Source organism: Photobacterium sp. TY1-4, from assembly GCF_025398175.1.
Classification (GTDB): domain Bacteria; phylum Pseudomonadota; class Gammaproteobacteria; order Enterobacterales; family Vibrionaceae; genus Photobacterium.
In genome coordinates this window covers 258093-282385 of record NZ_CP099734.1, presented here as the reverse complement: position 1 = coordinate 282385, position 24293 = coordinate 258093, and the positions used below count along the sequence as shown (strand labels likewise).

Annotated in this window: 28 protein-coding genes; 10 read left to right on the top strand and 18 right to left on the bottom strand. The window is 56.4% G+C overall.

Annotated elements, in window-relative coordinates; all coding sequences use genetic code 11:
* Positions 1-62: 62 nt before the first annotated feature.
* The 6 genes from rpsG to NH461_RS01315 all read right to left on the bottom strand — a co-directional run bounded on the left by rpsG (position 63) and on the right by NH461_RS01315 (position 2972).
* A complete protein-coding gene (gene rpsG / locus NH461_RS01340) occupies positions 63-533 on the bottom strand; it encodes a 30S ribosomal protein S7 (RefSeq protein WP_261601578.1) in 471 nt (156 codons plus the stop codon).
* Positions 534-628: 95 nt separating this feature from the next.
* A complete protein-coding gene (rpsL, locus tag NH461_RS01335) occupies positions 629-1003 on the bottom strand; it encodes a 30S ribosomal protein S12 (protein ID WP_004399892.1) in 375 nt (124 codons plus the stop codon).
* Positions 1004-1179: 176 nt separating this feature from the next.
* Positions 1180-1473 (bottom strand): sulfurtransferase complex subunit TusB, encoded by a 294-nt coding sequence (tusB, locus tag NH461_RS01330; RefSeq protein WP_261601577.1) that lies wholly within the window; start codon positions 1471-1473, stop codon positions 1180-1182.
* 7 nt (positions 1474-1480) lie between these two features.
* Positions 1481-1837, bottom strand: coding sequence for a sulfurtransferase complex subunit TusC (gene tusC, locus NH461_RS01325; RefSeq protein WP_261601576.1), 357 nt, complete (start codon positions 1835-1837; stop codon positions 1481-1483).
* A gap of 23 nt (positions 1838-1860) precedes the next feature.
* On the bottom strand, positions 1861-2253 hold the full coding sequence (tusD, locus tag NH461_RS01320; RefSeq protein WP_261601575.1) for a sulfurtransferase complex subunit TusD: 393 nt from the start codon (positions 2251-2253) through the stop codon (positions 1861-1863).
* A complete protein-coding gene (locus NH461_RS01315) occupies positions 2250-2972 on the bottom strand; it encodes a transcriptional regulator (RefSeq protein ID WP_261601574.1) in 723 nt (240 codons plus the stop codon). Before NH461_RS01315 ends, tusD begins: the two co-directional genes overlap by 4 nt.
* Before the next feature lie 266 nt (positions 2973-3238).
* Here NH461_RS01315 and NH461_RS01310 point away from each other — a divergent pair, with 266 nt between their 5' ends.
* On the top strand, positions 3239-4576 hold the full coding sequence (locus NH461_RS01310; protein WP_261600266.1) for an IS4 family transposase: 1338 nt from the start codon (positions 3239-3241) through the stop codon (positions 4574-4576).
* A 69-nt stretch (positions 4577-4645) separates the two neighbouring features.
* Here NH461_RS01310 and fkpA read toward each other — a convergent pair whose 3' ends face one another.
* Positions 4646-5458, bottom strand: a complete 813-nt coding sequence (gene fkpA / locus NH461_RS01305; protein WP_261601573.1) for an FKBP-type peptidyl-prolyl cis-trans isomerase — start codon at positions 5456-5458, stop codon at positions 4646-4648.
* A gap of 188 nt (positions 5459-5646) precedes the next feature.
* Here fkpA and NH461_RS01300 point away from each other — a divergent pair, with 188 nt between their 5' ends.
* The gene (locus tag NH461_RS01300; RefSeq protein WP_261601572.1) at positions 5647-6624 is read left to right on the top strand and encodes a WD40 repeat domain-containing protein; all 978 of its coding nucleotides are present in this window, start codon (positions 5647-5649) and stop codon (positions 6622-6624) included.
* 16 nt (positions 6625-6640) lie between these two features.
* Positions 6641-6862: a SlyX family protein gene (locus tag NH461_RS01295; RefSeq protein WP_261601571.1), complete on the top strand. Its 222-nt coding sequence runs from the start codon at positions 6641-6643 to the stop codon at positions 6860-6862.
* 103 nt (positions 6863-6965) lie between these two features.
* Here the strand turns inward: NH461_RS01295 and slyD are convergent, their stop codons facing one another.
* From slyD to kefG, 4 genes are all read right to left on the bottom strand, one after another.
* Positions 6966-7514, bottom strand: a complete 549-nt coding sequence (gene slyD, locus NH461_RS01290; protein WP_261601570.1) for a peptidylprolyl isomerase — start codon at positions 7512-7514, stop codon at positions 6966-6968.
* A gap of 125 nt (positions 7515-7639) precedes the next feature.
* Positions 7640-7849 carry a YheV family putative zinc ribbon protein gene (locus NH461_RS01285; protein ID WP_261601569.1) on the bottom strand — a complete coding sequence of 70 codons (210 nt, stop codon included), beginning with the start codon at positions 7847-7849 and terminating at the stop codon, positions 7640-7642.
* 42 nt (positions 7850-7891) lie between these two features.
* Positions 7892-9697 carry a glutathione-regulated potassium-efflux system protein KefB gene (gene kefB / locus NH461_RS01280; protein ID WP_261601568.1) on the bottom strand — a complete coding sequence of 602 codons (1806 nt, stop codon included), beginning with the start codon at positions 9695-9697 and terminating at the stop codon, positions 7892-7894.
* Entirely contained in the window at positions 9687-10277 is a 591-nt protein-coding gene (gene kefG / locus NH461_RS01275; RefSeq protein WP_261601567.1) for a glutathione-regulated potassium-efflux system ancillary protein KefG, read from the bottom strand. The genes kefB and kefG overlap by 11 nt, the downstream gene beginning before the upstream one ends.
* Positions 10278-10508: 231 nt before the next feature.
* Between kefG and NH461_RS01270 the strand changes: the two genes are divergently transcribed.
* From NH461_RS01270 to NH461_RS01250, 5 genes are all read left to right on the top strand, one after another.
* The gene (locus NH461_RS01270) at positions 10509-12428 is read left to right on the top strand and encodes an ABC transporter ATP-binding protein (protein ID WP_261601566.1); all 1920 of its coding nucleotides are present in this window, start codon (positions 10509-10511) and stop codon (positions 12426-12428) included.
* Complete coding sequence (locus NH461_RS01265; RefSeq protein ID WP_261601565.1) at positions 12421-12960, top strand: TIGR02444 family protein; 540 nt, start codon at positions 12421-12423, stop codon at positions 12958-12960. The genes NH461_RS01270 and NH461_RS01265 overlap by 8 nt, the downstream gene beginning before the upstream one ends.
* 56 nt (positions 12961-13016) lie before the next feature.
* Positions 13017-14039, top strand: a complete 1023-nt coding sequence (locus tag NH461_RS01260) for a hydrolase (RefSeq protein ID WP_261601564.1) — start codon at positions 13017-13019, stop codon at positions 14037-14039.
* Positions 14040-14117: 78 nt separating this feature from the next.
* Positions 14118-14336: a YheU family protein gene (locus NH461_RS01255; RefSeq protein WP_261601563.1), complete on the top strand. Its 219-nt coding sequence runs from the start codon at positions 14118-14120 to the stop codon at positions 14334-14336.
* A 108-nt stretch (positions 14337-14444) separates the two neighbouring features.
* Entirely contained in the window at positions 14445-15314 is an 870-nt protein-coding gene (locus NH461_RS01250) for a phosphoribulokinase (RefSeq protein ID WP_261601562.1), read from the top strand.
* Positions 15315-15374: 60 nt separating this feature from the next.
* On the opposite strand, the gene NH461_RS01245 is transcribed toward NH461_RS01250, so the two are convergent.
* Positions 15375-15779: an OsmC family protein gene (locus tag NH461_RS01245; protein WP_261601561.1), complete on the bottom strand. Its 405-nt coding sequence runs from the start codon at positions 15777-15779 to the stop codon at positions 15375-15377.
* 273 nt (positions 15780-16052) lie between these two features.
* Between NH461_RS01245 and crp the strand changes: the two genes are divergently transcribed.
* A complete protein-coding gene (gene crp, locus NH461_RS01240; RefSeq protein WP_036801200.1) occupies positions 16053-16685 on the top strand; it encodes a cAMP-activated global transcriptional regulator CRP in 633 nt (210 codons plus the stop codon).
* Positions 16686-16975: 290 nt separating this feature from the next.
* Positions 16976-17170, top strand: a complete 195-nt coding sequence (locus NH461_RS01235) for a hypothetical protein (RefSeq protein WP_261601560.1) — start codon at positions 16976-16978, stop codon at positions 17168-17170.
* A 192-nt stretch (positions 17171-17362) separates the two neighbouring features.
* Here NH461_RS01235 and NH461_RS01230 read toward each other — a convergent pair whose 3' ends face one another.
* The 6 genes from NH461_RS01230 to trpS all read right to left on the bottom strand — a co-directional run bounded on the left by NH461_RS01230 (position 17363) and on the right by trpS (position 24219).
* Positions 17363-18157, bottom strand: a complete 795-nt coding sequence (locus tag NH461_RS01230; RefSeq protein ID WP_261601559.1) for a DUF1338 domain-containing protein — start codon at positions 18155-18157, stop codon at positions 17363-17365.
* 46 nt (positions 18158-18203) lie between these two features.
* Entirely contained in the window at positions 18204-19664 is a 1461-nt protein-coding gene (gene astD / locus NH461_RS01225; protein ID WP_261601558.1) for a succinylglutamate-semialdehyde dehydrogenase, read from the bottom strand.
* 16 nt (positions 19665-19680) lie between these two features.
* Complete coding sequence (gene astA, locus NH461_RS01220; protein WP_261601557.1) at positions 19681-20697, bottom strand: arginine N-succinyltransferase; 1017 nt, start codon at positions 20695-20697, stop codon at positions 19681-19683.
* Positions 20698-20834: 137 nt separating this feature from the next.
* On the bottom strand, positions 20835-22049 hold the full coding sequence (locus NH461_RS01215) for an aspartate aminotransferase family protein (protein WP_261602799.1): 1215 nt from the start codon (positions 22047-22049) through the stop codon (positions 20835-20837).
* A gap of 411 nt (positions 22050-22460) precedes the next feature.
* Positions 22461-23036 (bottom strand): aminodeoxychorismate/anthranilate synthase component II, encoded by a 576-nt coding sequence (locus tag NH461_RS01210; RefSeq protein ID WP_261601556.1) that lies wholly within the window; start codon positions 23034-23036, stop codon positions 22461-22463.
* A gap of 166 nt (positions 23037-23202) precedes the next feature.
* A complete protein-coding gene (gene trpS / locus NH461_RS01205) occupies positions 23203-24219 on the bottom strand; it encodes a tryptophan--tRNA ligase (protein WP_261601555.1) in 1017 nt (338 codons plus the stop codon).
* Positions 24220-24293 lie beyond the last annotated feature (74 nt).

Here is a 24293-nt window from a genome sequence, read left to right as displayed (position 1 = left end):
TAGAATATGGTTCAGGCGCAGCAAGCCAAGCTTGCTGCGCCCAATTTTTATTACCGGGGTGATTACCAGCGGTAATGTGCGAACGCTTTGTTCGCTTCTGCCATACGGTGAACGTCTTCACGTTTCTTAACAGCAGAACCTTTGTTGTCAGCGGCATCCAGCATTTCAGCAGCCAGACGACCAGCCATAGATTTTTCACCACGCTTACGCGCAGCTTCAACCAACCAACGCATAGCCAGCGCGTTACGACGTACTGGACGTACTTCAACTGGTACTTGGTAAGTTGAACCACCCACACGGCGAGACTTAACTTCTACCGCTGGACGAACGTTTTCAAGAGCTTTTTCAAAGATAGCCAGGTGTTCTTCACCAGAACGCTCAGCCATTGTATCCAGTGCAGTGTAAACAATTTTCTCTGCAGTAGATTTCTTACCGTCAATCATTAGGATGTTGACGAATTTTGCCAGCAGTTCAGATTTGAACTTTGGATCTGGAAGGATCTTACGCTGACCAATTACGCGACGACGTGGCATGGATATTCTCCGTTGTCTTCTTCAGGTTATCCAAAACTTTTCAGTTTCTTCAAAATTAAATAATTTTAGTGTTTGGCCTTACTTAACGGATTCCATTAAGACTTAGGACGCTTCACACCGTACTTAGAACGACCTTGTTTACGGTCATTAACGCCTGCACAGTCAAGTGCACCACGAACAGTGTGGTAGCGAACACCAGGAAGGTCTTTAACACGACCACCACGGATCAGAACAACACTGTGCTCTTGCAGGTTGTGGCCTTCACCGCCGATGTATGAAGTTACTTCGAAACCGTTCGTCAGACGAACACGGCACACTTTACGTAGTGCTGAGTTTGGTTTCTTAGGAGTAGTAGTGTATACACGAGTACATACACCACGTTTTTGTGGACACGCTTCTAGCGCAGGCACGTTGCTTTTAACAACTTGCTTTGCACGTGGCTTGCGTACCAGCTGGTTAATAGTTGCCATTAAATAGCTCCTGAAATTACTTTCGTAAGTGTGAAAAATCTGCCTCCCAACAACAGGAGGACGCGAAATTTTAGGCATCGGACCTAAGGGTGTCAAGATATAACCAACGATCAATAGGGTGATCATTTCTTAGACAATCGATCGAAGCCGTCGCAGACCCGGCTGACTGGCCGCGGCTACTCCCATTTCATCTGGCTTTCGTGGCGTTCTGTTAAGCCAACAAATCCTGAATAATCAACAACATGGATCCGTTCGTTCATCTGCTCACGTAATCCACGGGCGACCAGATCCACTTCCAGTACATATATGTTTACGCCGGCCTGCGTGAGCGCCTCGGACCAGGCATTTTTTTCGGTCCCGGCCACCACCGCATCCTGGATCAACAAAATTTCGTCCTGTGGGGCAAGATAACGCAGGCAACGCCGCAGGGCCTGACTCTGAAACGGGGAAGTCATGATGGTATGGAGCATAGAGTCCTCAGAAACTTAGCACACGCTGGCATTGGTGCAGTTGGGCGCTCAGCGCTTCTGCGCTCAGCAGCTCGGTCTCAATCAACAGGCCTGCAGGGTCAATCCCCCGCTCGGCCAGTGACTGCTGGCACACATACACCTGCTCGATGTCATACAGTGCCAGCATCTTGAAGGTGGCGATATAGTCCCGGCACAACACCTGCTCCGGCTGTTGGCCTGCCAACAGCTGAAACACGCCGTCACCGATAAAAAATACCTTGATCTCTTCACTGTATGCTGAAGTCGCCAGCACCGCATCAAGCCCTTCGCGGCCGCTACTGCTGCCATGGGGGGCGCTGTGAAAGACAAAGCCTAATGATTTCATGCACTGCTCTCGCATCGCTTAATTTAAAACTGGATCACCCGATCCGCGGTCAGCAGGGCTTCGGATAACCCGCCGAGCCCGGCCTGTTCAAAACCAGCCGCCAGATTCTGACCCGGCAACTGATTCTGGGCCGCTTCCTGCTCACCAACAATGCCACGGCGCAGCGCCGCGGCAACACAGGTCTGTAATTCAATTTGATGTGCTGCGGCCAGCTGCTGCCAGGCAGCAACCAAATCGAATTCGTCAGAGGCGGGAGCCGACAATGCCGAGCCGTTATACACCCCGTCCCGGTAGAAAAATATCCGGGTCAAGCGGTGCCCTTCGGCCAGAACGGCCTGTGCAAACTGATAAGCCGTACGGGCGGCCTGAGTCCCGTATGCCGGTCCGTCCACCACCAGCACATAGTTCAGGCTCATTTTTCGCCATCCTCGGTTTTACGCTGACGGATATACAGGTACACCGTATGCTTGGAAATGTTCAGCCGCTCCGCCACCCGGTTGATGGCATCTTTAATGTCAAAGATACCCTTGTCATACAGCTCCATGACAATCTGCCGGTTCTTGGCGTTGTTGGAGACATTCTTGTCGGCATTGATCTCTTCAATCGTCCGCTCAACAGTCTGATCCACCAACTCATCCACGTCGCTGGCAAAGTTTACGCTGGACGCCGCCTGCTTGGCTTCATCCGTCGGCATGAACGATTGCAGGATCTGGGAGAACGGCGCGTCAAGATTGACGTTGATGCACAGCAGGCCGATGATCCGATCCTCGCCATTGCGGATCGCAATGGTGATCGACTTCATCAACGCACCGCCTTTCGCACGGGTAAAATAGGCCCGGGAAAAATTCCGCTCAGAGCCTTCGATATCACGCAACATCCGCAGCGCCAGATCGGTGATCGGCGAGCCGACCTTCCGCCCGGTATTCTCCCCGTTGGCAATTTTAATCGCGGAGGTGTTCAGATCAGCCAGCGAGTGCAGCACGATCTCACAAAACGGGCCGATCAGGGCTGCCAGCCCGTCGACGACCGCTTCATACGAGCGCAAAACGATATAGTCATGTTCGGTGAAGGCCCGCGCTTCAATCAGGTCACTTTCCACCATGACGTCAGAGCCAAAGTTATCTGTCGAAACCACTTGTCATCTCTTCCTTGCAGAGCCCGATTCATTTATTTTCAACACCCGTCCTGGTGATGAAAATAAATACATGGGGAATGAATTCAAATCTTTCTAGCAAGTTTATCAGAATACTGACAGCGGCCTGAACATTTATCTCCTCGCGGGTATCGCGCTTTGCAATAAAAAACCCGGCCTGAGCCGCAATGCTGATCAGTTAAGGATCGGTTGACTGATCCTTCTGATGCGTCAAAATCGGAAATCATTTACTGGTTTCCGGTTTTTTTATGCCCTTAGCTTCCGCACTCACAGATTTTCTTGAAGAGTCTCCTGTCGATATCTCCCAGCTGACCACTTTCTCTGAACACGTTCCCGACGAGTGGGTTGCCAGAGCTACATCTTTATCGACTCAGGCAACCATCAGACGAAGACGGCTCCCCAGTGATATGGTGCTCTGGCTTATTGTCGGTATGGCCTTTTTCCGCAATGAGCCTATAGCTGAAGTGGCCCGCCGTATGAATGTCTGTGCCGAAGGGTTGGCAAACGAGGAACTCCTGGCCAAGAGTGCTCTGACACAAGCCCGTCAGCGACTGGGAAAGGAAGCGCCTAAATGGCTGTTCAAACAGTGTGCTCAGGTATGGGGTAAAGAAAGGTACCCGGAAGACAGCTGGAATAAACTTCAGGTTTTTGCTGTTGATGGGGCTCTGTTCAGGACCCCGGATACCCCCGGGCTTCGCGAACACTTCGGTTCGGGAAACACATCCGGAAAGCGCCAGACACCTTACCCTGTACTCCGTCTTGTCACCATGATGAACGTGCGTTCCCATATCATCATTGATGCCGATATCAGCCCTTATCGCCGAGGTGAAATACCGCTGGCCCAACCCTTTATCAACTCGCTGCCGGATAACTCGGTGACTTTGCTGGATAAGGGATTTTACGGAGCAAGCCTGTTGCTGGGCATCTCTGCCAGCGGGGCAAACCGACATTGGCTTATTCCTGCTAAAAAAGGCGTGGTATACACACTTCTCGACGAGGAGGAAACCAATGACAACCTTATCGAGATGAAGGTCTCGCCCCAAGCGAGAAAGAAGAATCCGACCCTTCCTGAGAAATGGCAGGTACGGGCAGTCACCTATGAGGTAGACGGGAAAGAGAAAACGGTTTTCACCTCCCTGCCAAGAGAGATGTACAGCGCCGAGCAGGTTGCCACCCTATACCACGAACGCTGGGAGATTGAACTGGGCTACCGCGATATAAAGAGCTCCATGCAGCACAATTCTCTTACCTTGCGGAGCAAAACGGTCGAGCTGGTTTATCAAGAGTTATGGGGGTTGCTTCTCGGCTACAACCTGGTCAGGAGAGAGGCAAGCCAGGCGGCTGTGGCGCATGACAGAGCCCCCACAGAAATAAGCTTCAAGTACGCCTGCCAGTTTATTGCAAGTCAGCTCAGGGTAATGAGTAAGGCACTGTCACCGGGAAACACGCCCAAGAGGCTAAAGGCACTACGGGGGGACCTGTCAGTGCTCTTCAAGGAAAATCGCCCCAGGCCATCTAGGCCCAGGGCAGTTAAGATATCAAAGACCCGCTACCCGGTTAATCGCCATGCAGCTCCCCTTAAGTGAACTGCATTGCGGCCTGAGCCGGGTTTTTTATTAATTTGAGTGCCGCAGACGTGCTCCGCCGGGACTCCTTTACTGGGTCGCTGCGTCGCCGGCTTCCGCCTGAGCCGCTTCAGATTTCACGATATCCAGCAGCTCAACCTCAAACACCAGCGTCGAGTTGGCCGGAATGCTTGGGTTGGCCTGCGAGCCGTAAGCCAGCTCCGGCGGAATGACAAACTTGAACTTCGAACCGACCGGCATCAGCTGAACGCCTTCGGTCCAACCCGGGATCACTTGGTTCAGCGGGAAGGTTGCCGGCTGGTTGCGCTTGTACGAGCTGTCAAACTCAGTGCCGTCCGTCAGCGTGCCTTTGTAGTGCACTTTCACGGTGTCGGTTGCCTGTGGCTTCTCGCCTTCACCTTGCGTTTCTACCTGGTACAACAGGCCGGAATCCGTCTTCATGACGCCATCTTGCTTTTCGAACTCGGCGCGGAACGCATCGCCGGCCTTGCTGTTCTTGTCTGCTTCTTCCTGCGCCTTGGCCATCATCATCTCAGACACACGCTTGTCCAGATCCTGCAGGGCCTGTTGGGTTTCTTCCGGTGTCAGACGACTGTTCCCGGCAAAGACATCACGCACCCCGGCCAGCACCTGCTCCCGATCCAGCGTCATGCCCAGCTCTTTTTGCTGATCCAGATTCGCTGACAGATATTGTGCCAGCGAAGCACCAATCGCATACGCGGCTTTATCGTCCTCAGACGCAAACGCTGTTGCTGCATCAGATGCAACCTGCTCCACCTTGGCAGGGGCTTCAGGTTTGGCTTCGGCCGTTTTCTCATCTTGGCAGCCTACAGCCAGTAGGATTGTCGCAGCCAAAACAGACATCTTTAGAACAGGTTTCATGTATTTCTCCATCATTTACTGAGGGGATGCCTCAAATTTATCTCCGGCTTTCCGCAATAGGTGTGAAAAGCGCGCTATATCAATATACTAATAGCAACCGGAGTAAGTCACTGCCTTATTCATTTTTAATCAGTCACTTACTCAAACTGCCGAATCTATCGCTCGCCCAGCAACCGGAACCTGACGTAATGCGCAAAAATATTCCAGTCTTAAGCATTATTTTGGCACTGTTCATCCTGACCGGCTGTTTTTTTTCAGGTTCTGAAAGTCAGCGCTGGGAGCTGGCTCCGGAAGGCGCCACCAGCTTCAGCCTCAGCCGGGATGGCCGGTTTGCCCTTTTTCATACGACGCAACAAGGTATCGTGCTGTGGGACTTACAGCAAAACAAAAGGTTAGCTGATTTTGGTTCTCAAGATCCACATCACAATCCGGTCCTGTCGAGCCGGATCTCCGACAACCACCGTTTCGCCATTACGGCCACCGCACAAAATTTTGCAGTCTGGGACCTGGCCTGGGGGCAATCCGACGGGCTCTGGTCGGTTTCCGACGGGATCATCCGCGATGTCGATATCGCCAATAACGGCCAGCATGTCCTGCTCGGGTTATCGAACGGGAAGGCAATGTACGTCGACTTAGGCACCGGTCGTCGCCTGGAGTTCCTTGCCCACCGGGAAAAAGTCAATTCTGTCGCCCTGTCGGCCAATGGCCAGTATGCCCTGTCCGGCGGCAATGACCACAATGCCTACCTGTGGGATACCCAAACCGGCCAGGTGATCTACCAGTTTGCCCACAATTCGCGGATCAGCCGGGTGGCGCTGCAGCGCGACGGTAAGCTGGCCCTGACGGCCGATGGCGGCAATGACATCTATCTTTGGCGCCTGGATTCCGGGGACAAACAAGCCGAACTGGCGGTCCGCCTGCGCCAGCAAAACCTCTCCAGCGCCCGGTTTTCTGATGACGGCCACTGGCTGGCGACCGGCACTCCGGCCCGGCGCGTCGAACTGTGGGATACCGCCACCGGCGAAAACCTCGGTCGCTGGGAAGCCGCCCCGCAACAAGACACTCGACCCCCGGCAGCAGTGGTGTATGATGTCGCCATTACCCCAGACGGGCAGGTGATCTCCGGCACCTCCGCCGGCATTGCCCAGGCCTGGACCACCAAATAACGGACCTCTTTGCCCTATGACCGAGATTGAAAAATTACAGGCCCAGATCGATGAGCTGGAAATGAAGCAGGCGTTTCAGGAGCAGACCATTGAAGAGCTCAACCAGGCACTGACCCAGCAGCAGTTTGCGATCGACAAAATGCACACGCAACTGCAGTTTCTGGTCGGAAAAGTCAAAGGGATGGAGCCATCCAATATGGCCAGTGAGTCAGAAGAAACCCCGCCGCCCCATTACTGAGTCGTGGCTCCCATCCGCATGTCAAGGCGGATTTCAAGGTAGAATTGGATCAAAAAAAGGAAGCCTCGGCTTCCTTTTTTCATGCTTGGCTAAGCCCGATGGCTTAGTGCGAGCAGCAACCACCTTCGTGGTCATGATCGTGACCGTGGTCGTGATCACCGCAGCTACCGCCACCGCAGCAACCGCCACCCTGGTGGATGTGGCCGTGGGCGATTTCTTCTTCAGTCGCTTCACGCAGCGCAACAACTTCTGCAGCAAACGTCAGCGTCTGGCCGGCCAGCATGTGGTTGCCGTCAACCACCACGTGGTCGCCATCAACTTCAGTAACTTCAACCGGGATCGGACCCTGATCAGTATCCGCCAGGAAGCGCATACCCACAGTGATTTCGTCAACGCCCTGGAATACATCCGCTGGAACACGCTGAACCATTTCATCCATATGCTCGCCATAAGCTTCTTCCGGAGCAACGGTCACTTCGAATTTCTCGCCGGCTTCACGACCTTCCAGTGCCTTCTCCAGACCCACAATCAGGTTGTTGTGGCCGTGAAGGTAATCCAGTGGTGCTTCAGCAGTTGACTGATCGACTACCACGCCATCTTCAGTTTTCACTTGATAAGCCAGGCTTACTACGATGTCTTTAGCGACTTTCATGTTCACTCCAATATCGGATGTTGAGTGAGTATCGGCCTTGCGGCGCTCGCCAGCCCAGCCGTACCCGGTGTAAATCTTCCCGCATCATAACGGATAAAGGGGGCCGGATGCCAATCCCCACGTCGTTATTCCGGTTTAAAGATCCCAATTACTTGATCTTTGGTTTGCTGCGACAGCTGCTCGCTGGCTTCCACCGCCTGCGGCGCCCGGCTGTCGCTATAATCACAGGCAACACACTCTACCCGCTCCATCTCATGTTCCTGCCACCAGCGCAGGGTATCCTTCTGCTGGCATTGCGGGCAAACCGCACCGGCAATAAATCGTTTCTTTGCCATCACCCCATTCCTTGTTCACCGGCTGCGCCAACGCAGCCTTGGTTAATCCCAGCCGTTGTGCCGCTCTTGCTCACCGCGCATCTCCCGATCGAAGATCTCTTCCAGCTCTTTGCGGGCCTCTTTGGCCCGCGAGGCTAAGTGAACGTCTTCGGAATGCTGCGGCAGCAAATCACGCAGGGCTGTTGTATCCAGTTTACGAAAATGCGCCTCAGCCCGCTGAGCCTTATACGGGTGCATGCCGAGAGATATAAGGGCTTGGCGCCCCAAATCAAGGGCTCCGGCAAAGGTTTCCCGCGAGAAGTGCTCCACCCCGTGCCCCAGCAACTGATGTGCCTCCACCCGGCTACGGGCCCGGGCCAGGATTTTGAGCTGAGGAAAATACTGCTGACACAGCAGCACCACCTTCATCACTTCATCCGGTTCATCGGTACAGATAATAATGGCTTCGGCCTTATCAGCCCCGGCAGCACGCAATAAATCCAGCTGCGTCGCATCGCCATAATAAACCTTATAGCCGAATTTACGCAGGAACTGGATCTGACTCGGATCCCGTTCCAATACCGTGACCCGGATTTTGTTGGCAAACAGCAACCGCCCCACCACCTGGCCGAAGCGGCCAAACCCGGTAATGATCACCCGCGGCTCGCGATCAATCACATCGCTTTCCATCGCCTCTTCGGCTTCGGCCTTGAAGGTGCGGATGAACCATTTCTCCTGCAACAGCAGCACCAGCGGGGTGGTCATCATCGAGATACTGACCACCACCAGCAAGAACGAAGACAACTGCGTGCCCAGCAGCCCCTCGCCCATCGCCGCCGTAAACAGGACAAAAGCGAATTCCCCGCCCTGGCTGAGAATTGCCGCCATCTGGCTGCGCGACTTGGCGCGGATCCCGAACAACCGCGCCAGGCCGTAAAGCAGCAGGCCCTTGACGCACACCAGCGCAATCACCGCCGCCAGGATCTGCAACGGATACTGAAGCAGCAGCCCTAGATTGACCGCCATCCCCACCGAGATAAAAAACAGACCGAGGAGCAAACCTTTGAACGGCTCAATGGCAATTTCCAGCTCGTGGCGGTATTCACTCTCGGCCAGCAGCACCCCGGCAAGGAACGTCCCCAGCGCCATCGACAGGCCCAGCGACTGCATCCCTAGCGCAATGCCGATCACCAGCAACAGGGCCGCGACGTTAAACAGCTCCCGCACCCCGCTGACCACCACCCAGCGAAACAGCGGCCGGAGCAGGAAATGGCCGCCGACCAGCAGGGCCACAATCCCCCCGATCATCCAGGCAAAATCGAGCCAGCTGCCGCCGCCGCCCCCGGCCAGTGCCGGCAGCACCGCCAGCATCGGGATCACCGCGATATCCTGAAACAGCAACACTGCAAACCCGGCCTGACCGGTTTCACTGCCGCCGAGGCTCTGCTCTTCAATTACCCGCAGGGCAATCGCGGTCGAGGACAACGCCAGCCCCATCCCGACCACCAGCGCATCACGCCAGCTGATCTCCGGGAAATAATGGCTGCTGGCCATCACCAGCGCCGCAATCACCGCGCTGGTCACCACCACCTGGCTGCCGCCGAGCCCGAGGATCGGCTTGCGCATCTGCCACAGCTTCTTGGGATTGAGCTCCAACCCAATCAAAAACAGCAGCAGCACCACCCCGAATTCGGAAAAATGCAAAATTGCGTCGACATCGGAAATCAGCCTCAGCCCCCAGGGGCCAATCGCGATCCCCGCCAGCAGATAGCCCAACACCGATCCCAGGCCCAGACGCTGGGCAATCGGCACCGCGACCACAGCCGCAGCCAGAAAGACCACACTGACCGACAATACATCACTCGCCATCTGTCATCTCCTGCGCCGTGTGGAAAGGGTTCGCCAGCCACGCCCGGTAGGTGGCCACATGCTGGGTCAGCTCCAGCGCCGGGATCCGCCGCGCCCAGTGCAACGTCAGCGGCTCAATCCAGGTCATCTGGCACAAATCGGCACACAGCTCGAACGGGCGCAGGATCTCCGCCACCGTACAGCGGTTATAGCCATCCGGGGTATAGGCTTCCGCCGCCCCGCCGGTGGTGATCACCGAACGCCAGTGCTTGCCGATGGTGTCCGTGCCGTCCCCATGGGCAAACCCTTTGCTCAGCACGGTATCGATCCATTCCTTGAGCAGCGCCGGGCAGGAGTACATATAGAGCGGATGCTGGAACACGATGATGTCATGCTGGCGGATCAACTGCCGCTCCTGGCTGACATCAATAAAGAAATTCGGGTAGGCTCCGTAAAGATCGTGAATGGTGACATGCGGCAGATCCGCGATCCCGCGGATCATGGCGCGGTTCGCGACCGATTCCTGCGGATCCGGGTGGGCATAAATCACCAGGATCCGTGGCAGCTGTGGGTCGTGGCTTGGTTGTTCTTGCGTGGTCATAACTTCCCTTTGATTGACCTGCGGCGCCGGATGCAGGGAGAACGTCGATAAGGCAGCGCACTTCCATCATACAGAAATGCAGTGCTCTGGTGGCATGAATCTGCACTCATAACGGGATCTGTTGCAATATCGTGCGGTTCACGTCTTCAAGTTAGCAGTCCGCCAGGGTTTGGTATAGACTGCCGCTCATTTCGTGCACTTTTGCGGAGCGGGGCTACCCCGATACTGTTGATGATTACCTTTTCGGATATTCAGCTCTTACGGGGCGGCAAAGCCCTTCTCAACAATGCCTCAGCCACCATTCACCCTGGTGACAAAGTCGGCCTGGTCGGCAAAAACGGCTGCGGCAAGTCTACCCTGTTTGCGTTACTGAAAGGTGAACTCAGTGTCGATGCCGGTACCAGTCAGCTGCCGGCCCACTGGGAGCTGGCCTGGGTGGCCCAGGAAACCCCGGCACTTGAACGCAGCGCCATTGAATATGTGATTGACGGCGACCGGGAATACCGTCAGTTGGAGCAGGCGTTAGCGGCTGCCGAAGCGGCGGATCAAGGCACCCGTGTGGCCGAGCTGCACGGCAAGCTCGATACCATCGGCGGCTACAGTATCCGTGCCCGCGCCGCCGAGCTGCTCGACGGCCTGGGGTTTTCCCAGGCGCAGATGGACTGGCACCTGACCCAGTTCTCCGGGGGCTGGCGGATGCGCCTCAACCTGGCGCAGGCGCTGCTGTGCCGCTCAGATCTCCTGCTGCTCGATGAGCCGACCAACCACCTGGATCTCGATGCCGTAATGTGGCTGGAAAAATGGCTGCAAAGCTACCGTGGCACCCTGGTGCTGATCTCCCACGACCGCGATTTCCTCGATCCTGTGGTCGGACGGATCATCCATATCGAGAACGAGACCCTGAACAGCTACACCGGCAACTACTCATCGTTTGAAACCCAGCGGGCAGAAAAGATGATCCTGCAACAGGCGATGTTCCAGAAGCAGCAGAAGCAAATGGCGCACATGCAGTCCTACATCGACCGCTTCCGCTACAAAGCCAGCAAGGCCCGTCAGGCCCAGAGCCGGATCAAAGCGCTGGAGCGGATGGAAAAAGTGCTGCCGGCCCAGTTCGATAACCCGTTCAATTTTGAATTTCGCGAACCGGCGGCCCTGCCGAACCCGATCCTGATGATGGATCAGGTGATGGCCGGCTACGGCGACACCCTGATCCTGGACAACATCCGTCTCAACCTGGTGCCGGGCAGCCGGATCGGCCTGCTCGGGCGCAACGGCGCCGGTAAATCCACCCTGATCAAGCTGCTGTCCGGTGAGCTGCCGGCTAAAGCGGGCGATCTGACCTACTCGCAAGGGGTCAAAATCGGCTACTTCGCCCAGCACCAGCTGGAAACCCTGTATCTGGAAGACACCCCGGTGCAGCACATGGTGCGCATCGCCCCGCAGGCGACCGAGCAACAACTGCGCGACTATCTCGGCAGCTTTGGCTTTCAGGGGGACAAGGCCCTGGAGCCGGTCGGCCCGTTCTCCGGCGGCGAAAAAGCCCGCCTGGTGCTGGCCCTGATCGTGTGGCAGCGCCCGAACCTGTTGCTGCTCGATGAACCGACCAACCACCTGGATCTCGATATGCGCCAGGCCCTGACCCTGGCCCTACAGTCCTATGAAGGCGCCATGGTGATTGTCAGCCACGACCGGTATCTGTTGCGGGCCACCACCGATGATCTGTACTTAGTGCACGATCAGAAGGTCGAACCGTTCAACGGCGATCTGCACGACTATCACAAGTGGCTGACTGAGCAGCAACGCAACGAGCGCCGCGAACAACAGGCCGCTAAGCCGGAAGCCAGCAAGGACAACAGTGCCGCCTCACGCAAAGAGCAAAAACGGCTGGAAGCGGAGTTCCGCAAACAAACCGCGCCGCTGCGCAAGCAAATCGACAAGCTCGACCAGCAGATAGAAAAACTGATGGCTCAGATCAGCGATGCCGAAGCCCAGCTGTCAGACCCGAGCATTTATGACGCCGACAACAAAGCCCGCCTCAACGAGCAATTGCAACGCCAGGGCGATGCCAAATCGGCGCTCGAAGATGTCGAGATGACATGGATGGCGCTACAGGAGCAGTTGGAAGCCATGGAAGCCGAGTTTAATGGCTGACGCCAAGCCCCGGACTCAGCCCCAACCTCAGACCCGGCCCAAATCGGCCGGGTTCTGGCCCTTCTGCCTGGCGCACTATGCCCATCCCGGCGTTGAAGCGGCCTGCCTTGCCCTGCAAGACCGCCATCACGGCAATGTCAACCTGGCTTTGCTACTACACTGGCTCGACACCCAGGCGCTGCTCTTGCCCGAAGATGGCCTGGCACAGCTTGACGAGGCACTAAAAGATACCGATGCGCTGCTCACCTCCTACCGCGCTATGCGCCGCGCACTCAAACCCCGGCTCGACCCGGCTGGCTACCAGCAGCTGCTCAACTTTGAGCTCACCCTCGAGCAACGCCAACAGCAAGCCCTGCTCACCCAGCTGTCCCAATTGCCCCTGCGCCCGGCGGCCTTTTCCGGCAGCCCACGGCAATGCGGTGGCAACCTGCACGAAGACAATAGCAACCTGCACGAGTACGGGCGCCACCTCGGCCTGCCATCGGCGCTGTTGCAACAGCTCCGGGGCGAGCAACACAAGGACTCACCCTGAGCCGCCAGCTGTGCTATAACACCCAAAAGAATCTTCGAACAACGTCAGGCGAGCACATGACCCCTTTTGAACCGGCCAGTGGCCTGCGCAATGCCCATCTGCAAACCCTGCTGCCGCGCTTGTTGCGCCGCGCTCCGCTCTTTACTCCGCTGACCCAGCGGATTGAAACCCCGGATGGCGATTTTCTCGACCTCGCCTGGACCGGTCCCGGCCAGGACTACCCGAACGACCAGCCGATCCTGGTGCTGTTTCACGGCCTAGAAGGCAGCTTTCACAGCCCGTATGCCAACGGCCTGCTCTACGCGGCAAAACGCCGGGGCTGGCTCGGGGTAATGATGCACTTTCGCGGCTGCAGCGGCGAGATCAACCGTCTGGCGCGCAGTTACCACTCCGGGGAAACCAGCGATGCCGCCTTCTTCCTGCGCTGGCTGCGGCAGCAGTTTCCAACGAACCCGCTGTGGGGGATCGGCGTCTCGCTCGGCGGCAACATGCTGGTCAACTACCTGGCCGAGCATCAACACCGCAGCGAGTTTGCCGCGGCGCAGGTGATCTCCCCGCCGCTGAACCTGGCCTCCTGCTCGGCGCGGATCGAGCAGGGCTTCTCACGGCTCTACCAGCAATATCTGCTCGGTTCGATGAAGAAAACCCTGAGCCGGAAAGTACAGGTCCTGCCGGAGGCGATGCCGCTGGCACTTGAGCAGATCAACGCCATCCGCACGCTGCGCCAGTTCGATGACTGGGTAACCGCCCCCCTGCACGGCTTCCGGGATGCCGAAGACTACTACCGCCAATGCAGCGGACTCGACAAGCTCCAGCACATCACGACCCCGCTGCGGATCATCCATGCCGCCGACGATCCGTTTATGACCCCGGCCGTGATCCCCACGATGCCGCTCCCAGAGAACATCGACTATCACCTCAGCCCGTACGGCGGCCATGTCGGGTTCGTCACCGGATCGTGGAACAAGCCGCAGTTCTGGCTTGAGCAGACCGTCCCGGCCTGGTTTGAAGCCCGGGCCGAGGGCAAAGCCAGAGCCGCGGTGCAGATCAATGCAACACAGCGTGGCACCGCCGGATGAGCGCGAAACCAAGGGGCTCTACAAGCGATGCAATTGTCAATATAATCGACCAATTCAATATCCCCTGGAGAGTTTGCAATGATTATTCCCTGGCAAGACATCGATCCTGAAACCCTGACCAACCTGATTGAACATTTCGTGCTGCGCGAAGGCACCGACTACGGCGAAAGCGAGCTCACGATGGCCGAGAAAGTCAGCCATGTTCGCCGCCAGCTGCAAAGCGGTGATGCCGTCATTGTGTTCTCCGAATTGCATGAAACGGTCGATATCAAACTACGCCGCCAACTGGACGCATAACACCGCCCGGCGGCGGTGACTCCCCTGCAAATTTAGCAATCCGGCTTGACCTGCCCCCTGCTCGCCTGTTAATAACTCTTTCCGTTATTGTTAACGACAGGGTTTGTCATGTCTGCAAAACATCCGATAATTGCCGTTACGGGCTCTTCGGGCGCCGGAACGTCGACGACTTCCGAAGCCTTTCGCAAAATGTTCAATATGATGGGCATCAATGCGGCCTGGCTGGAAGGCGACAGCTTCCACCGCTTTACCCGACCGGAAATGGACGTCGAGATCCGTAAGGCCAAAGAGCAAGGCCGGCATATCAGCTACTTTGGTCCTCAGGCCAATGACTTTGCCCAACTGGAAAACTTTTTCCGCCAGTACGGCAATGACGGCAGCGGCAAATTCCGCCGTTATCTCCACACCTTCGATGAGGCCGTGCCCTACAACCAAATGCCGGGCACCTTTACCCCCTGGCAGGATCTGCCGGAAAATACCAATGTGTTGTTCTATGAAGGACTGCACGGTGGGGTGGTAGATGGCGATATCAATGTCGCCCAGCATGTCGACCTGCTGATCGGCATGGTGCCGATCGTCAATCTGGAGTGGATTCAGAAAATTGTCCGTGATACCCGCGATCGGGGTCATTCCCGCGAAGCCGTGATGGACTCCGTGGTCCGTTCGATGGATGACTACCTCAACTACATTACCCCGCAGTTCTCACGCACCCATATCAACTTCCAGCGCGTGCCGACGGTCGACACCTCCAACCCGTTTACCGCCAAGGCGATCCCGAGCCTGGATGAGAGCTTTGTGGTGATCCGTTTTCGCGGGATCAAAAATGTCGATTTCCCGTACCTGCTGGCGATGATCCAGGGCTCGTTCATGTCGCGCCACAACACCCTGGTCGTGCCGGGCGGCAAGATGAGTTTCGCGATGGAGCTGATCATGGGCCCGCTGATCCAGCAGCTGATCGAAACCGGCAAGTTCGGCTAAATCCGCCCGCCCCGTATCAGAGCGTGACGAGAAGACCGGCTTCTCGTCACGCGAACATCCTTACGCCGGCACCACGGCATAGGAGTGAGTCATTTCCACCCCTTCGCCCAGCATCAGGCACACCGAGCAGTACTTCTCCAAAGAATCCGCCACGGTTTTGGCCACTAAGGCTTCGTCCAGATCATGGCCGGTGACAACAAAATGCAGGTTGGCGGTGGTAAAAATGCGCGGTGCCTGCTCCCGGCGGACCGAGGTAATTTGCGCTTCACAGCCGGTGATCTGCTGGCCGGCAGACTTCAGTCCGTCCACCACATCAACCGAGCTACAACCACCCGCAGCCATCAGGACCAGCTCCATCGGGCTGGGTGCTGTTGCCCCGCCATTGCCGTCCATCACCACGCTGTGACCGGAGTTGGACTGCCCCAAAAATGTCATCTCTTCGACCCATTTCACCCGTGATTGCATTGCTTACTCCTTACTACTGACAGGGGTTTCAGACACTATCTCACAACTGTGTGATCATGTGCACAGTTAGAACGGCAAAATGCCAATTTCAGATAGATCAATATCAAGAAAAACCCGGCGAAAAAAGATAAACTCTCAACTAATTATTCACGTGAGCTTGCAGCCCAGCGGCTGACTGGCATATCCTAGTCGGCGAACAATGTTATTGTGATGCCCAGCCGCGAATTATAGGGATGTCATTGCTGGGCAACAAACGCAGAGGAAGTTAGTAATATGGTTCCAGGTAAACCTCAAACAGATCCAACGCTAGAGTGGTTTCTTTCCCATTGCCACATTCATAAATACCCATCAAAGAGCACTTTGATCCATGCGGGCGAGAAAGCAGAAACTCTCTACTACATCGTCAAGGGTTCTGTTGCCGTATTGATCAAGGATGAAGAAGGCAAGGAGATGATCCTGTCTTACCTCAACCAGGGCGACTTCATTGGTGAGCTGGGCCTGTTCGAAGAAGGCCAGGAGCGTACCGCCTGGGTTCGTGCCAAAACCCCATGTGAAGTGGCTGAAATCTCATTCAAGAAATTCCGTCAGCTGATCCAGGTCAACCCGGATATCCTGATGCGTCTTTCTGCGCAAATGGCAAGCCGCCTGCAGGTCACCAGCCAAAAAGTCGGCGACCTGGCCTTCCTGGATGTGACCGGTCGTATTGCCCAGACGCTGCTGAACCTGGCCAAGCAGCCAGATGCCATGACCCACCCGGACGGCATGCAGATCAAGATCACCCGTCAGGAAATCGGTCAAATCGTCGGTTGTTCGCGTGAAACCGTCGGCCGTATCCTGAAGATGCTGGAAGAGCAGAACCTGATCTCTGCCCACGGCAAAACCATTGTGGTTTACGGCACCCGCTAAGCGCCGAGCCCATCCTATTTCAAAAGCCGCACCGGGTGCGGCTTTTTTCATTTCCGGCCTTGTTTCAGTTACAACGCTTTCTTCAATCCTGTGACCGCTGCGCCCTGCCGGCTCCTCCGGCTTGCACTCTGCCAATTTGATGCTACATTGAGCATATTGCGAAACCGCTATTCCGGTACTGGAGCATCCCCGGACGGGTAGCCTTTCAGCAGCAAACCACCGAATAATCACCGACGAAGAAAGCAGCCGCTTCGTCACACAGGATCAAGCAACCAACGAATTGTAACGATATGGATATCGAACGTTTTGCACCCAACACCAGCACCACCCCACCGACGGTGCTGCAAGCTCTGCCCGCCACTATCGAAATGACCGGATTCAGCGATCCGCGCCACTACCTGGCGCAGCAGCCCCCGTTGGATCCCGAAAGCCGCCACCAGGATCAGGAAACCGCCTGGGTGCCGCCGCTCGACAGCCAGCATTAGGCCAAGACCGTTGCAAAAAACGGTGAAAAAAATCGTAGCAAAATCCGTGGCATCGACATCAACGCCACGCTTGCTGAGCAGTCTGACGGACATAAAAAAAAGCCCGGGAATCTCTTCCCGGGCTGTGAATGTATTCACGAAGCAGCCGTGCCTCAATGGGCGAACATGAAGGCACAGCTCCTCAGCGCGCGATCACTGGTTGGTACTCTCGAAGATCTTATCCGCCGAGGCCTCAACGAAGCCGCGATACAGCTCGCCGTCTGCCGTCGGATAACGCTTGGCAAACTCATAGAAACCGCCCGGGATCTCCCGTACGCCGTCCAGGAAGCTGACCGCCACCCGATCAGCCATGGTCGATGACTGCTCCAGCAGCACTTCCGGGCTGCCTTTCACTTCACCGCCGGACTCATTGATCGCAAAACCGTTATGGCGCAGCAGGTGGTTCACCTCGTGTACCTCGGTAAACTGCTCCAGCTGATTCACGTTCACCGTAAAGTGGTTGGCGCCGAAACCATGGGCCGCAACCCAGCCGGCATACTCACTTTCTGCCGCCAGCAACTCGTACGTGGCAAAATCAAGGTCCCACAACCGGCCGCCGTACAGGAAGGCCGGATCGTTCAGGGCCGCCTCCGGCACCTGGCTCACCAGATCGCGAATGGTTTGCTGCAGCAAGGATGAGAACTGCCCGACCAATAGCTCACTGATAAAGACCTTCGGTGCCGCCGGATTCGGATGTTCAAAGTGCTCGGCATACAGCTTCTTCGCTTCGAAGTGGTACTTGCCACACGGCTTATAGCCAATCGCAATAAACGGTGCCGCCAGACGATCCAGTCCGACCTGCGGCAGGTTAAATGTCCGCAGTGCGATATGATCGTTGAGCAGGGGTTCATCTTCCTCAAGCAGGTCATGGACCTGCGCGGCTGATGGACACAAACGCTGGGTGTAATCTTGCCACAGCGCGTTAAACAATTGTTCGACCCTTTCCATGTTGCTTGTTCCCCTTACCTAATCGCAGTGTCGCGACCGACGCGACTTACATTGTGATCCCCGGCGACAATTGTGCCGGCAGTTCAGTGTGCTCGCCTTCCATCGATGCCATCGGATAGGCACAGTAGTCGGCCGCATAGTACGCGCTCGGACGCAGGTTACCGGAAGCGCCCGGACCACCAAACGGCGCATCGCCGCTGGCCCCGGTCAGCTGACGGTTACGGTTCACAATCCCGGCACGGATATGGTCAATAAAGTACTGCCATTCATCGTCCTGGGTCGTCACCAGACCCGCCGACAGGCCGTAGCGCGTGTCATTGGCCAGCTCAACCGCTTGGGCCAGGTCGTCATAACGGGCGACCTGCAGCAGCGGGCCGAAGTATTCTTCATCCGGCAGCTTGGCAATGTTGCTGACTTCGATGATCCCCGGTGTGACCACCGCGCCCTGACCACGCTTGGCTTCCAGCAGCATCTCGCCACCCAGCGCAACCAGGTTCGCCTGGGCGCGGATGATGTTGTCCGCCGCCGCAACCGAGATTTGCGGGCCCATAAACGGCTGTGGCTCGGCAAACGGACCATCGACATTGAGCTGCGACGCTGCTTCAAGCAGGCGCTTCAGCACCGCATCGCCTTGCGGCCCTGTCGGCAGGTACAGGCGACGGGCACAGGTACAACGCTGACCGGCACTGATAAAGGCCGACTGAATAATAGTGTAGACAGTGGCATCAAGCTCGCCATAGTCCTTGGAGATCACCATCGGGTTGTTACCGCCCATTTCCAACGCCAGCATTTTGCCCGGCTGACCGGCAAACTGACGGTGCAGGATATGACCGGTATTGGCGCTGCCGGTAAACAACAGACCGTCGATCCCCTGCGATCCCGCCAGGGCTTCACCGGTGGCACGTGCGCCCTGCACCAGGTTGATCACGCCATCCGGCAGACCCGCCTGTTGCCACAGCTTCATGGTTTCTTCCGCAACTTTCGGCGTCAGATCCGACGGCTTGAAGACCACGGTATTGCCCGCCAGCAAAGCCGGAACAATATGGCCGTTCGGCAGGTGGCCCGGGAAGTTGTACGGGCCGAACACCGCCATCACACCCAACGGACGATGGCGCAGTACCGCCTGAGTCCCACCGGCCACTTCTTTTTGCTTGAAGCCGGTACGCTCTTCGTAGGCACGCAGGGAAATGGCAATCTTGCCCACCATGGCACCAGCCTCGGTACGGGTTTCCCACAGCGGCTTGCCGGTTTCTTCCGCAATGGTCCGGGCGATGTGCTCACTGTTCTCTTTCACCAGATCGGCAAATCGCTCGACAATTGCCCGGCGCTCGCTCAAGTCGCTCTTGCGCCAGCTCACCAGTGCCTCACGGGCAGCGGTAACGGCCTGCTCCACCTGCTCGGCGGTTGCGCTCTGACCCTGCCAGATCACTTCGCTACTGAATGGGTTGAGCGACTGCATCGCATCGCCTTCACCCGCGAGCCATTTGCCTGCAATCCATTGTGTCATGATGTTCTCCCGTCAGTTATTGCTCAATCAGGCGAACCTGATCACCATCTTGTACTTGCAGTGCGGCGGCCATGTCGGCGCTGATCACTGCCACTTGCTGATCGTTCTGCAGCGTCACCTTGCCGACCACGGCACGGAAGTGCTCGAACGAGGTATTGCTGATAATACAATCGCGCCCTTGCGCTCCCTCACCAATCACAACGGTGAAACGCTTGGAGTGACGCACCGATTCAATATGGCGCACGTCACACTCAACGGTCGGGCCAGCATCGAAAATATCGACATAGCCCTTACAGCTAAAGCCTTCTTTTTCCAACAGGCGCAATGCCGGGCGGGTCTTTTCATGAACCTCGCCAATCACTGCTTGCGCTTCCGGGCTCAGCAGGTTGACGTAAATCGGTAGTTTCGGCATCAAATCAGCGATAAAGCCTTTCTTGCCAATCCCGGTCAGATAATCGGCCAGGGTAAAATCAATCGAGAAGAAGTGCTCTTTGAGCCACTCCCAGAACGGCGAATGACCGTCGTCATCAGAAACGCCACGCATTTCCGCGATAATGGTTTTATCAAAACGTTCCGGGTGCTCCGCCAGCATCATAAAACGACACTTCGACAGCAGGCGGCCGTTCAGGCCTTCGCGCCACTGCGGACGCAGGAACAAGGTGCACAGCTCGCTCACCCCGGTATAGTCATTGCCCAACGTCAGGGTTTTCACCACATTGTGAACGTTGAGGCGACGGGATGAATGGACCACGGTGCTCAAATGATAAGTATAAAACGGGGTGTCCAGTCCAACGGCAGCCTCAATGGCTGTCGTTCCGGCAATCTCTCCGGTTTCCGTATCTTCCGCCACCATCAGGTAGCCTTCCGGCCCCGGCTGGGTGACGTGTCTGGCAAAACTCTCTACCGAGTGGTTGATTCGGTTGCTCAGGATTTCTTCGTTCACCGGTAGTGACGTAAAGCCATGGCCAGACTCTTCTGCACATTGCATCAGTGCCGGCAGATCGGCTGCTGTAATAGGACGAATAACCAGCATCGCATTCCCTCCAGATGCAGGTAGCGGCATGAAGCCACTAACTTATCGTTATGAATTTATGTAGGTAACCTGTCTTCTACGCAGGCAAAAATGCAGCGGCCAGCTCCTGTCAGCCGCTGCAATTAATCAGAAAGGACTTATTGGTATAGTTTAGCGATTGCACGCTCCAGACGCGCCATCCCTTCATCAATGTCAGCTTTTTCAATCACCAGTGACGGTGTAAAGCGAACCACGTTGGCCCCGGCAACCAGCACCATCAGACCTTCTTCACCGGCAGCGACCAGAATGTCACGCGCACGGCCCTGCCACTCTTGGGTCAGGGCTGCACCCAGCAGCAGGCCTTGGCCACGCACTTCGGCGAAGATTGGGTATTTGGCATTGATTTGCGCCAGACCGTCACGGAACCATTGCTCACGCTCCTTGACGCCAGCCAGCACTTCCGGCTTGGAGATTTCATCAATCACCGCTTCCGCCACCGCACATGCCAGCGGGTTACCGCCGTATGTTGAACCGTGGGTGCCCACTTTCAGGTGCTTGGCCAGCTCGGTCGTGGTCAGCATCGCACCAATCGGGAAACCACCGCCCAGCGATTTTGCTGTGCTCAGGATATCCGGCGTCACGCCCAGGCCTTCGTAGGCATAGAATGCACCGGTACGGCCGTTGCCGGTCTGAACTTCATCGAAGATCAGCAGCGCATTGTGCTTGTCACACAGCTCACGAACGCCCTGAATGAATTCCGGCGTCGGGGAAATGATCCCGCCTTCGCCCTGCAGCGGCTCCATCATGACCGCACAGGTGCGATCAGACATGTGCTCAGCCAGGCTTTCCAGGTCGTTGTAAACCATGTGGGTGATGTCGCCCGGCTTCGGACCGAAACCATCAGAGTAAGCCGCCTGGCCACCGACCGTCACGGTAAAGAACGTCCGGCCATGGAAGCCTTGCTTAAAGGAAATAATTTCAGATTTTTCCGGGCCAAACTTATCCACCGCATAACGGCGTGCCAGTTTCAGCGCCGCTTCGTTGGCTTCGCCGCCGGAGTTGGCGAAGAACACTTTGTCTGCAAACGTCAGCTCTGTCAGCTTCTTGGCCAGGCGCAGGGCCGGCTCGTTGGTCATCACGTTGCTCAGGTGCCACAGTTTGTCCGCCTGAGATTTCAGCGCATCGACCATGACCGGATGACAATGTCCCAGACAGCTCACTGCGATCCCACCGGCAAAGTCGACATACTCCCGGTCTTCCTGATCCCAAATCCGCGATCCCTGGCCTCTCACCGGAATAATCTGCATCGGGGAATAACAAGGCACCATGACCTCATCAAACAGCTCACGTCCTACTTTTTGATCCATTGCCATCATCCTTTCCTTCTGTGATTTGCTTCTACAGCATAGTATTTACATTTTATTAACCAATTCAATAGCAGAAAATTTTTTTTAACGCTGCTCTGACTTGGTCAACGCTCTGCGCGATACATATTTATGCGGGTTTGTCTGAGAATTATTAACCACTGACCGGATAAAAGTGTTTTTCCATATAGGAAATACCGCTATCCCCGGGGGCCGACGCTGCATAAGATTGCCTGCCGGGCCGGCGCGACAGAAATGAAGGATTTGTTAAAAAGAGTGATAAAGATCGCGAAATTGAGACTCTCAGCGGAGGGCGGAAGGGGGAAATAGCAGAGTGGTCAGGATGGACCAACCGCCAATTTCCCCCTACTGACACGTCAGAAACAACATATTCTACTGTTGCAACCCTTTTCGTGTGTTTCAGCGGCGAAGAAAGTTAGCCAACAGCTGGTGTCCCTGCTCGGTCAGGATGCTTTCTGGATGGAATTGCACCCCTTCCAGCGGCAGCGTTTTATGGGCAATCCCCATGATTTCATCCATCTCCCCGTCGCGCTCGGTCCAGGCGGTGATGTCGAAACAATCGGGCAAAGTATCCGCTTTCACAACCAGGGAATGGTAGCGGGTAACCGTGAGGGGCTGGTTCAGCCCGGTAAACACGCTGCGCCCGGTATGGACCACCAGCGAGGTCTTCCCGTGCATCACCTGCCGGGCCCGCACCACTTCGGCGCCGAACACCTGCGCCAGCGACTGGTGGCCGAGGCAAACCCCTAAAATCGGCAGCTTCCCGGCAAAATATTCAATCGCCTGCAGGGATATGCCGGCTTCATTCGGCGTACAGGGTCCCGGCGAAATCACCAGATGGCTCGGTGCCAATGCTTCGATCCCGGCGATGTCGATCTCGTCATTGCGGACCACCTGTACCTCGGCGCCCAATTCGCAAAAGTACTGGTAGAGATTGTAGGTAAAGGAGTCGTAGTTATCGATCATCAACAGCATAGATACATCAGCTCTCGGGTAAGTCGGCGCCCTATTGTGCTATAGCGAACCAGAAAGGCAAGTCGAAAGCGCACCCGGCCCCCCTGACATCCGAAACAATCCTCGTCACAACCGGAGGACATAAAAAAGCCGACCTGACGGTCGGCTTCCATGTGAATCAAACCCCTTACGGGCGCGGGACGAAACCCACCGCCTCAAAGGCTTTTTTCAGCGTCTCGGCTGCGCGGGCAGAGGCTTTCTCGGCACCGGCCTTCATCACCTCATCCATATAGGCGCGATCCTCGCGGATACGTCGGTACTCGGCCTGGATCGGCTCCAGCATCGCCACCACCGCTTCACCGACATCCTTCTTGAACGGACCGTACATTTCCACGCCCTGGTACTTCGCCTCAATATCAGCAAAGCTCAAGCCGGTCGCTGCCGAGTACAGGCCCATCAGGTTTGAAATCCCGGCCTTGCTCTCGAGATCATGCGCAATGCGCGGCGGCGTTTCGGTGTCGGTCTGCGCCTTGTTGATCTTCTTGATGATCGACTTCGGCTCTTCCAGCAGGGTGATCACATTCTTACGATTGTCATCCGACTTCGACATCTTCTTGGTCGCATCCTGCAGGCTCATCACGCGGGCATTGACGGTCGGGATATACGGCTCCGGCACAGTGAAAATCGGGCTGTCCGGGCAGTAGATGTTGTTGAAACGGGTCGCGATATCCCGCGCCAGCTCCAGGTGTTGTTTCTGATCACTGCCAACCGGCACCTGATGCGCACCGTAGAGCAGGATGTCGGCGGCCATCAGCACCGGGTAGTCAAACAGACCGACGTTGACGTCATTGGCATGACGCGCCGACTTGTCCTTGAACTGGGTCATCCGGCTCAGCTCGCCCATTTGGGTGTAGCAGTTCAGCAACCAGCCCAGCTGCGCATGCTCCGGCACGTGCGACTGCACAAACAAGGTGCTTTTCTTCGGGTCTACACCAACCGCCAGGCAGATCGCCAGCGCGTCCAGGGTCGCTTCGCGCAGGGCAATCGGGTCCTGACGAACGGTGATCGCGTGCAAGTCGACCACGCAGTACTGGCAGTCATAATCATCCTGCATCTGTTCCCACTGACGCAGCGCACCCAGATAGTTACCGATACTTAATTCACCCGAAGGCTGGACGCCACTCAATACAATGGGTTTGCTCATGATGCGATTATCCTATGTCACTCAAGTAAGCAGCGGCCCGGGGCCGCTGTCTAAATCAAAAACGGGGGGATCCA